Annotated in this window: 3 protein-coding genes; all 3 read right to left on the minus strand. The window is 40.4% G+C overall.

All coding sequences use genetic code 11. From position 1 onward, the window contains the following. Nucleotides 1–1,307 (minus strand): DUF6443 domain-containing protein (locus BM179_RS10065; RefSeq protein ID WP_445482596.1); only part of this gene is annotated, 1,307 nt, incomplete at its 3' end. 170 nt (nt 1,308–1,477) lie between these two features. Then, entirely contained in the window at nt 1,478–3,637 is a 2,160-nt protein-coding gene (locus BM179_RS10070; RefSeq protein WP_092016228.1) for a hypothetical protein, read from the minus strand. A gap of 255 nt (nt 3,638–3,892) precedes the next feature. Continuing rightward, nucleotides 3,893–11,590, minus strand: coding sequence for a galactose-binding domain-containing protein (locus tag BM179_RS10075; protein WP_092016230.1), 7,698 nt, complete (start codon nt 11,588–11,590; stop codon nt 3,893–3,895). Between the last annotated feature and the right edge of the window lie 9 nt (nt 11,591–11,599).

Raw genomic sequence — 11,599 nt, forward strand, 5'->3', positions numbered from 1 at the left:
GTATACGATAGCTTATGAGACGTCGTCAGCCTGGTTGTCCCCCCTGCCCCATACCCATTCTCTACCGTCTGGACCACACGACCTCTTACATCATAATAAATCCCCGTCGAGATCTCCCCACTTATACTTCCATCCGACTTTAAGATTGCTGCTGTCTTCCCCGTCAACATTCCCTTTACATTCGCCTGGTCTATCGCATCTAACTTATAATCTGCATTGAAAGCATTGGATACACTTCCATAATCATCATAAAAAAACTGCTCCAAGACTGTATTTCCCTGTTTTTTCTTCCTCAAACGGTTTAAGCCATCATACTCATAAGCTATCACTATCCCTCTACCATCTGTCCTAGAGCTAAGTAAATCCTGATCATTATAAACCATTTTTACTACCTGCGAGCCCGGTAACTTCTTCTTGGACAAACGACCACGGTTATCATACAGATACAAATAACCAAGATTATTAAAATTACTCTTATCCACTGCTGATAAGGACGTTCCCCCAGGTATGAACATCCCCGATAACTTAGGGGGTATTACGGCTCGTAATTGCCCAAGATCGTCATATACATAATACGTATCCAGACGACCTTTCGCATCATCACCCGTAAAAACACGCTTTAAGACAACACGACCGCTCTTATCCTTATACTCTCGCAAACGATGATTCCCTAGCAAACTCGTACCATTTTCATCTACCGTCTCTACTATCGACAGCTGACCTGAACCATAAAAACCATTCGGAGTTATTGAACTCGTCAAATCTGTGATTGATGTATCCGAAATAATTCCCGCTTCAAATCGAAGTACTTCACTGCCATCATTGAGAAGATACCGAACTCGTACACTCTGATCCTTACTCCCTTCCACCCACTCTTGACCAGCTCCTGCCTGACGTATCACCCGGTTTAGAGGGGATGATTCATAACTCGTTTCTGAATACACCCGGGGATCGTTGTTGTATTGAGTCACAGCTGTTTCTGTCGGACTTGCCACAAAAATCCCCTGACCGCCAACTACCGAAAAAGGAACCGTTTGTTTGCTTTGACGACCAAAATTATCATATTCTGTCCCAATTACAATATCCTCCCCTTTACTCCCCTGCTGAACCATAACAGTCTGTATCACTCGTCCCAAACCATCTAAATACGTAATCTTATGCTGTACTTTATATGGATTGGAATAGTCTCCAACTGTTACAGTTGATTCCTTGTGTATCGTCTCTCGCACATAATTCAGTGTCGCACTTTGACCATATATTGAATTGCAAACCAGTATAAGTAACAATGTCTGTAATACTCTATTCATATTCTTATGTAGTAAATAGTTAAAACTCTGTTAACGACTTGGTAGACCAAAAGTGAATTTATTTGTCACAGAATCCTCTGCACGAAAAATCTTTGCAGACAGAGATCTTAATGAAATATAGGCAAACAGACTTTTGAGGCAACCAATAGTCAGGGCTACGACTATAAAAGTTAATATTGAGTAACTGTTTCTTTAACCTTCCTCAACCACCCCGAATATGTATATATCGTTTTCATGAAGACATACGTTTCTCCCGCTGGTCGAGTCGTTAAAATATCATCAATATCTACACCCGGTGATTTATAGCGATTGCTCAACACATATTCCATCTTTTTTTCTGAAACCAAAGTACCTTCGCTATTATAATACTGTATTATCTTTGGTAAAGATCTTGCAAAATCCTTACTCGCAACAGATCCCATCCTGTTATTACTCAATCCATATGAACTTCCCATAAAATCCGGAAAATCAAAATGGGACGTATATGTATAATCTGTTCTGTTCAAAGTTGAACCTCCAACCTTTTCCCGCACATTAAAATAATAAATAGGGTCTTTGGAAAGCGCATAAAATGGTTCTGACTTATATACCCGATAAAACTCTATATATCTTGAAGGACAATAGCTTAGACCTTCTATCACAAAACCATAATTGTGACCGCATTGCAAAAATGCTCCAAATCCAATTGAATAGGGGTCCAACTCTTCCCATGCAATGCCACTCGACAAGGTAGTATCGGCAAAACTCCTATATTCATATGTCTTTACAACATTATTACCTCTGGAATCATTGTCAGTCATTGTACGCAACCTTAACCCCGGAGCAGTTGTTTTTTTCTGACCTCCCGGGCCTACATAAGGAGATTCACGAACATAACTGAAATCATTTGACTCATATTCAAATCCCGTATATCCGCCGGTTGGGTATTTAATTTTGGTTAACGCCCCCAACATAGTACTTTCCAGGTTAGGGCTTCTGTTTGCTCCGTTATCCACCAAAAGTGTTGTATTGTGATTAGTTCCATTATGCAGTCGATCATAATAGTTGTAATAATTTTTAAAATCAATATCTAAACTCCAACCATCAATATTCGTTAATTGTGATGCCCTGTAATATTCAAATTCATAAAAAGGTAACCTGTCAGCACCTGATCCGAATTCTTGGATGGATACTAACAATTTACTATTTCGATTCGAATCGAAACCAAAATCATACGCTTTAACCAAGGACAATCCAGCGCCTGGTGTTTTGGAAAAGACTTTTACACTATCTAGCAATTTATAGCTGCTACTACCATCTTGATACTGGGTTGGGATAAAATCTATTCTAAAATTAGTCCCTTCAATCCTTTTTAACAGGTTTTCTGTACTTCGTTGCAACAGATAACTAACGGCAGATGCTCCCCCTCCGCTGATTCCCCCTATACCAGATTGGGTAACCGTCTTTGTTTCTCTATATTTCGAAACAGATTTTGTACCTGATGTTATAAAATCATTTGCATATTGAAAAATGATTTTTTCTCCTGTATTAGCAACAACTTCATACAAATGCCAGGCATTTATTACTCTTTCAGTACTTCCATCGTTGGGGTAAGTATATTCAACATTCAAAGCTGCTGAATTTATATCTGTGAAGCCAAATTTATAGATCGTCCCATCCGTTGCCGTAATTGTCCAGTTAATAATATTATCAGTCATTCCATTTTCAATGAACAATCCTGCATATTTCTCCTTTACCAGAGTATACTCAATTTTTAGCTTTTGATCCGATACAATTTTGGGACTTCCATCTATTCCAAAGAAAAATTTACCGGAAATTGAACCAAAGGAAAAATAAAACATATCCGGCTGACCATCATATACATTCCCTGCTGAAAAATAAGCAGGAGGTGGACAGTTACTCGTGCATTTCCAGGCACCGCTTGCTGTATCTACTACCTCCATAGCCTTGACTCCACTATAAAGATATCCGCCCTCGTGTCCCGGTCCATTTAGTCGCTTTTCATCTGGCCAGGAGCCTCTTATTACCCGGGTTATTACACCTCCGGCATTAAGGCTCCAACCTCTACCTGCTATACTCACTTCTTCTGCCGGCTTAAACCCTGAATAATTGTAAGAAAGGCTAATCGGCCAATTAATTGACCGCTCTTTAGCTGTATACAACGGAATATTTACACTCGGTAAGCCAGAACTCAGATTAACAGGTATATCTCCATATTTCCCTAATGAGGCAGCATTGGGTGATGGTGGTATAATACTCTTCTGACCCAGAGCCTGAAGACAACTCATTACAATAAAGCAAAATACCAGACAGATCTTGTTATTCTTCATAATTATGTAAAGCTTTTTAAATATTAACTTTATAATAAATTTTACTAGATATTAGGCAGTTTTTAAAGGTTTATTTTCATAAAAGGATGCACAATGCTACAACTAGTACGAAAACACGTTTGACCTTCTTCATAAAGTTTTCTAAACTCAATCAAACCTAAATCTGTATCAATAAGTACAATTTGATAGTCTTTATACTAAAAGTGTATAAAGCTTTTCCTTTCACCTCAGCTTGAAACCGGGGGCAACAGTTATTTAAAGATCCTGGCAACTAAACGACAAGCGCCATGCAGATTGTCCCTCGTTATCGCATTTGTAACAACCATATGAGGGGTTATCAGCACATTTGTCTCTACATACGGCTTTTACTTTCATCTTCAATTTATCGCCGGGATAAACGGTAAAAGTTTTGGAGGCAGAATTAGAGTTTGATCCTATAATACCATCGCCCACACAGGTATCAAGTAGTACATCCCAATCGCTTTCCCCTACTCTTTGTATTGACAAAATCAACCAATCAGGTATACAAAGTGCTTCAAAATTCACCGTGACGCTTTTAGTTACGTTTCCTCCTAATGTTTTTATGGTTTCAGCAAGATCCTGACCTGTAGTGCTTCCATATTCACCAAATGGATGAGTACAGTTCGGACAGTTACCGGCAGTACCACAGAGCTGAACTGTTCTGCCTTCCGATGGAGCACCTTCACAATTGTCAATCACGCATTTTGCAGTATATACGGTAGACCCTGGCAAAACACTGATACTCGGACCTGTGGCTCCGTTACTCCACTTAACTGTAGCACCACCTTCTCCACAACCTGTAGCCATTAGTGTGCCTGTTACAGCGGAATTACAGGCACAACTCAGCTGATTTATAACCGGAGTTTTTGCTAAAAAATTCACCGTCAAAGGCATGCCTGCACTTGCTGTACAGGTAAAAGAATTGAGAACTTTGAGGCTATCACCATAGATATTATATTTCCTGCTAACATTCAGTTTATATACTGAGTTGTTATTTGAGGACGTAGCATTGTAAATGAGGTATTTAGTCTGATCACTTTGATTAACAAGTGGGGTGTTATTTACATACCAGGCGTACGAATCAGTGCCTCCAAGAGAGTTTGATGGTACTGTGCTGCTAAATTCATAATTAAATCCACAAATATCCTTTCTTACAGGGCCTGTTAAGCCTACAGTAAAATTGAAATCCCCGTTAAATTTATTATAGATCTTTGAAATGGAACATCCTGATTCACCAGTAACAACCACCTTATAAAGTCCTGTACCATTTACCATATCCAGGCTGGAGCCAGACTGGCCTGCAATCAAAGTGTTCTCCTTATACCACTCATATTTATAACCTCCTGCAGATGGGTAGGCTGTGATTCTTGAGTTATCACAATTCGGTATAATATACACCTGCCCTATTTCTGTCTGAGTTTCAATCATTTTCTTAGCGCTTGTACATCCACTCTTTGTACAGGTTGCCCATACTTTTGGTAAAGATGTATTCAGCGTAAATCCTGTCGCAAAACCAGTTGTTGAGCCTGCTGCATCATACCATGTCACCGTTCCTCCATCGCAACCTGAAGCTGCAAGTAAAATAGATTGACCAGGACAAACTTTATTCTTAGGGTTGCTATAAGACAAATCGGGAGGAGTTGGACATGTTAAAAACGTCAATTTCTGATTGACTTTACAGGCTGCTCCTATTGAACAGGTAGCCGTAATTATATAATCCCCTGCAACTGATTTAATAATATCAATACTTCTTCCACTCCCCAAAGCTGTAGCCCCAGCTCCCTCAGTCCAGCTGATATTTCCATTATTACAGCCTTGTGCGGTGAGTGTAATTTTTGTTGAAACTGTTGCTTGTGTGGCCGAAGCACTAATTCCTATATCACATGGGGAGTTGTTAACTGTCACAGCGATAATGTCTGAATAAGACGTATAGCAGCTTGGTGCTGTTGTTGTTTTACACCTTACTTTCATGGTAAAAGACCCTACTTTGGTAAATCCTGAGAAAGTCCCGCTATTACCTGAAACCACGGGGTTTGGCAATATCCCCGATTCATCATTAACAGACCATTCAGGATTGGCATAAGCAGGACAACCTTCCACATGAAATTGAACTGATCCTGACAAGGGAACATTTACATTGTTATCTGAAACAACCTGGTTGTCAACAATAATTTTGGGGATAGCTGAGGCTTTCAAAATCTTCACATTAATAGAATTTGTTATTGCAGTGCAACCATCATCATGTGAATCTACTACCTTAACCTGATACTCCCCGCTTATCGTTGCAATCATACTGCTGCTTTTATGAGAAGTTCCTATTTCCTCATAGTTCCCTAATGTATTCTTCTTGTACCAATAATAATTCACATTATCATTATAGGCTACACTATTTTTGGTAGCGATAACTGATAGTTTTGCCAATTCACATCCATTATCAGAGGCCATACTTGCCCCCAAACCGCATAGTGGTGAAATACCTTTTATTGTTCTGGCATCAGAAGCATCGCATTTCCCTGCTTCAATACAGGTTACTGTGTAAGTAATATCTCCAGCTTTATCAACCAGAACTGTAAAAGGCACCTCTTCCGTATTATTGCTTGTTACAGTTCTCTGGCCCAGAATCTTACCAGGATAATACCATTCTACTCTCCCGGCACAACCTTTAGCCACTAAGGTAGTACTACCCCCTATTGGTACATTTGCAGGAGATGAAGCAGGTGTTATAATAGCAAAATTTGTATTTGGGGTACATGGAGCAGTAATTCCTGTTATATTAATCCCTTCAGAGGGATCACTGGTACAGCCATTTCCTTCACTACAGGTCACCGTTGCGGAAATAATTACATCGGCTGCAGTCGGTGTAATACTAACAACTCTTGCATTAGAACTGGAAATAGTATAATTTGAAATAGCCCAGGATACAGTAGCGGTTGGTGAACAGCCTTCTGCAATTAATGAAATCGTTGTATTGACTGGTACGCTCAGATTTGGCCCTACCTGATAAGGAGACGAAGTTATCCAAGGCCTGTTCGGTTTTATCTTTCCATCTACATTGATTCCAACAAAATCACTTACACAGGTTCCTGGATTAATACATCTGGCATAAAATGTAGTCGGATCATATACAGGCTTCTCTAATCTGGCCCCTTGAGATAAATAAACTTTATTTTTATCATACCATTCTAATCTTCCAAACCTGCAGCTTCCCTCCAGAATGACATTACTTCCATCTATACTACAGGCAGGGGATTGAACGACATTTACAACAGGGTTTTCGATATCACAACAAACCATTATCCTTACCTCAGGAGAGCTGTCACTTTCACTACATTCTGTAATACATTTAACAGAGTAGGTGAATGTTGTTCCCATCGTAAGACCACCTGGTATCCAGATCTCAGTACCCATCTGACCATCCGACCATCTGACTGTTCCATTCACACAACCGGTAGATTTTAATGTAAAACCGTCTGTTCCCGGATAAACACAAACCGATGGATCCGATAGTATTCGGGGAGGACTTGACTTACCTATCACATGAATCGTTATTTCATTCGATTTGATACTTAGTCCACAAGCTGTTAAGCATTTTGCCGAATAAACGGTAGAATTTACCAGTTTTGGCGTAGTAATCGTTACCCCACTCTGTCCATCCGACCATTTCACTGTACTTCCAACCGGACAACCTGCCGCTGTAAGTGTTGCTGTTTGACCCAGATTTGCGCATACCACATTACCTATTGCTGTAATAGTAGGTGCCGGACAAGTCAGGTATGTACAGCCTATACTTACATCAACACCCTCTGAAGAAGAACACCCATTTTGAGTAACTGTAAGCAAGTACCTACCGGACTTACTCGCATCTGAATTCGCAATGACCGGATTTGCTTTAAATTGTTCAGGATCGTTGACTCCAAAACCAGGTCCTGTCCATAAGTAGGTAATGGCTGCATTTGAGACTGTTCCCTGCACAGCAGGTTTCACTGAAATATCATCTACCGCAAATACCTTTCCTGAAGAATTAGGGTTTTCAAATCTCAATAACAGTTTTACCGGGCCAAACTTCTGACCTGAGTTCCAGATTCCTGATATTTTCTTCCAGATACAGCCAAATGGTGAAGTCTGATCCTGAACATTGATTGCTACTCCATCTACTTCAAAAATCAGTCTTACTGGTACATTATCATAATTCCCCAGCTGAGCTGTCTTTAATGATATCGTATAATCTGTATATGGATCTACATTAATGGTCTGTGACCAGAAAGGCTGACCTGGTGACCAGGAAGCTACCACCGCCAATTGCTTGCCAAAGCCTGTATTTCCTGTTGGGTCCGGTGCTGCTCCGCAGTTATCCAATTCATAGCCTACATAGTTCTCTGAACCAGGACCCGAACCACTCCAAACTGTATTAACATTACCATCTACAGTATTGGAAACCTGATAGGTAGAGGTCATCCCTGCCCAGATTCCCGGAGATCCCATAAATCTGCCTGAAAGCTTAGTCGTTCCGCTATAAAACTCTATTTCTGCCAAGTCTCCATATCCGCTTGGACTCGCTACAAATCTTACAAAAGAATACTTCTTGGTATTACTTAAAGTTACATCCTGCCAGCCTCCGGTAATCGGAGCATTGCCGAAAGTATAAAGTACATCCCATACCCCTCCGTTGTTTGAACCCTGTATCGTCGCTCCGTTTTGTCTGTCCTGACAACAATCCCCTCTCCACATAACACGAACACGATTCATTACGGAACAGACAGGGTTTTTGTTTTCAACCTGACATTCACTTTCTGTAAACCAAAGTCCTCCGGTTTCTGATTTCGGATTAGCCGATACAAAATATGATAAAGTCCCTCCTAAATTAGGATCATAAATATGCATATTCTCAGAGGAGAATCCTGTATTCCCTGACTCAAAATCCCCGTTTGTTACCAGATCCTTCGAACTGGCGGGAACAATCAGAGAGTACAACTTAATCGGATCTCCGCAATAAGGGTTATTGCTGCTTACACTGACTGTAGGACAATCTTCTCTTCCCGACTGTCTGATCGTGATAATCTTTTCCAGTCCGCAGGCAGCATAGAACTTAATACTTCCGAATCTTGATTTCGGACTGTTGTTGTTTAATAAATTTAGCGTAACAGTCGTCACACCAGCAGTTCCCGTCTTTTTATCAAGCTTTATCCAGGAGGAATCGCTGATGATTGTATTCCACCCTATATTAGTCGTTGTAACATCCAGTTGATCGGTGTATGGTGTATTACTTGCTAATACCTGGTATTTGCTAATGTCCAGGGTATTGGTTCCGGCATTCAAGGTAAGTAATGCTCTGTCATCCTCTCCGTTGTCGTAGCCATTATTAGGTTCTGAATCCGCATCTAAATATTGTTTCCGGTACTGATCTACATTTTCTGTGATCTGCCCCTTCACGATGATCGTTCCGGCCGACAAAGCTTTTACATAAAAACACATCGATCTGGTTGATCCCGCCCCGATAGGAACACCCCAGTATTTCCAGAAATCTGCTCCTCTCCTCGACAAAGGAGACTCATTTGATACCTCTCTTGTGGCAGAATTGTACCATATGTCTTCAAAGTATCCTCCTGTATTGGGCTCCGTACCGGTATTCAATCCCCAGGGTGAATTAGTGGTTACAAACTCCAGACAATCCGGCAACAGCACTTTTCCTCTTACGCTAAACACATTGTTTAATCCCTCATTCTTAAAATCTGCGCAAATCGGAAATACCTGATTTTGCGCAACCGTTGTTGAACCTCCTTCTACCCTTAACGACAAGGATAAATCGATCAGGGAAGATTCACATCTTACCTCTACCGGGGTGGTAAAGGATGCCGTACAGCCTCCTTTACGGATATCCACACCATAGGCATATCTGTTCCGGCCAGGTGTGCTGGGAGCCGTTAAAGTTGGATTCCGTTCAGTATTTGGGAAACTCGTAAACGTACTGTCTGAATCTATTCTATACCAGCTAAAGGCAGAACCATTCGTGGCTGAGGTATTGAATATTATCGGACTGCCACATGAAACCGGAGAGTTCGTATAAGTAGTTACTGTAATGGGTTGTGTACAGGTGGGGCAATTTACCGTAATTGGTACACTGATAATTTTTGTACAACCTTTATCTGTTACTTTCAAAGTATAGGTGCCCGAATTTTTCAAGGCAACATTTCTGATAAACTGATTCTTTCCTGTAGCAGAGAAACCATTCGGTCCGGTCCATACAAACTCCGCTTTAGGGGCTTCTGAGATTGATATATCATCCAGCGCAAACCAGTTATGTCCCTGCGTATTCTCTTTCCGGATGGCAAACACCACTGAGGTAGCCGTACCTGAAATCCAGACAGATTGCAATTTCACCCATTGACCACCGGGAGTACTGCTTAGGTCTATTTTTTCAGGAAGTGATTGTCCGTCAATATTGAAAAACACTTTGTTGGGGTTGTTATTATATGCTCCTGCCACCCAGGCCGAAAGAATATAACGGGTATTGGGTTTCACAGTAACCGTCTGATACCATACCTTTTCCTCTCTGTTCTCCGAGTGTCCAACCAACAGCATATTATTAGCTCCGATGTTTCCGGTATGGTCTCCGAAAAAGTTAAAACTCCCGTCTATATTGTTAGGATTTGCTGTAATAAAATGATTAAGTGCTTCACAGCCAAATCCGGTATCACCATTCGAAAACTGACCATTGGCAGCCCAGGTTTCCGCTCCTGCAGCAATCGTTCCTGTCGAGCAACCCTGACAATTTGCTTTCAAAAAGATCGTCTCATAACAATTTAAAGGCCCGGTTGTAGTGCCATTGGTGTTTACTGTAAACGGACAAGTACAATCCAGAATAACTTCTGTTGTGGCTATATCTTTGGCCTCACAGCTTGAATTGGATCTGGTAACTGTTAAGGTATATATTCCTGCGGCTTTTGAAAGATCCCCTGAAATAATCGGGCTCTTCATATTTGACTTAAACTGATTAGGGCCTTCCCAGGAATAAGTCACATCAGTTCCGGTCGTGGAAGCTCCGGTATTAAGCGTAATTTGGCCCGAGGTACAGTTTTGAATCGGACTGTTACTGCCTGCATCAGCCTCTACCTTGCAACAAAGCTCGCAGACAACGGCCGTTTTAGTAATATTTGCCGAAGCTATAGGATTTTCTACAGCCTGATTCATAAAATGATATGAATATTCTTTCTTTCCCGCAGGTCCATCTACAGAAATTAGTCTACCAAATGTATCATAAACATAATTAGTAGGTCTGCTATTTGGATCGGTAATTGACGAAATGCCAACCAATGGTTTATATTCATATGTAGTCGTTTGAGGTGAAGAACCTCCAAAACCAACCGTTTGAGATTTTAATAAATTGACTTTCCCGATATCTGAATTACCAAAATATTCTAACTGGGTAACAATGCCATTTCTTTCCCAATATTTTGTAAGATTTCCTTTTGTATCGTATTCCAGAAAATCTATTTTTTTATCAAAATCCTGAGCATCTCCCAGTTTGGTTTCTATCATTTTCGGTAAATACGTTCCATTAACAAATTGATAGGTAGTTTTTGTATGGGATAATAATTTTCTGGGAGCATTCAAAACGACCAATTCTTTGATTTCCTCTATCACGGTTGAAATCATATTAGCATTAGTCATTCCATTCATTACGGAATTATCTACAGGAAAATCAAAGGGATATTTATAGGTGGTCTCAATATACCTGTCATATGTAATACCTCCGTTAGAAGATGTAATTTTATTAGAATAACTATCTATTGTCTTTACTTTTCTGATCTGGAAATAGATATTGTCATACTCTGTCTCCTGGACAGTTTCCAGATTCTGGGCATTCAATGAAAAGGCACTAAGTATCAATACAATTAAGTTACCAAGCTTCTTATAATAATTGTGTAATTTCATTACTAAGGG

The organism is Pseudarcicella hirudinis (genome assembly GCF_900115665.1).
GTDB lineage: Bacteria > Bacteroidota > Bacteroidia > Cytophagales > Spirosomataceae > Pseudarcicella > Pseudarcicella hirudinis.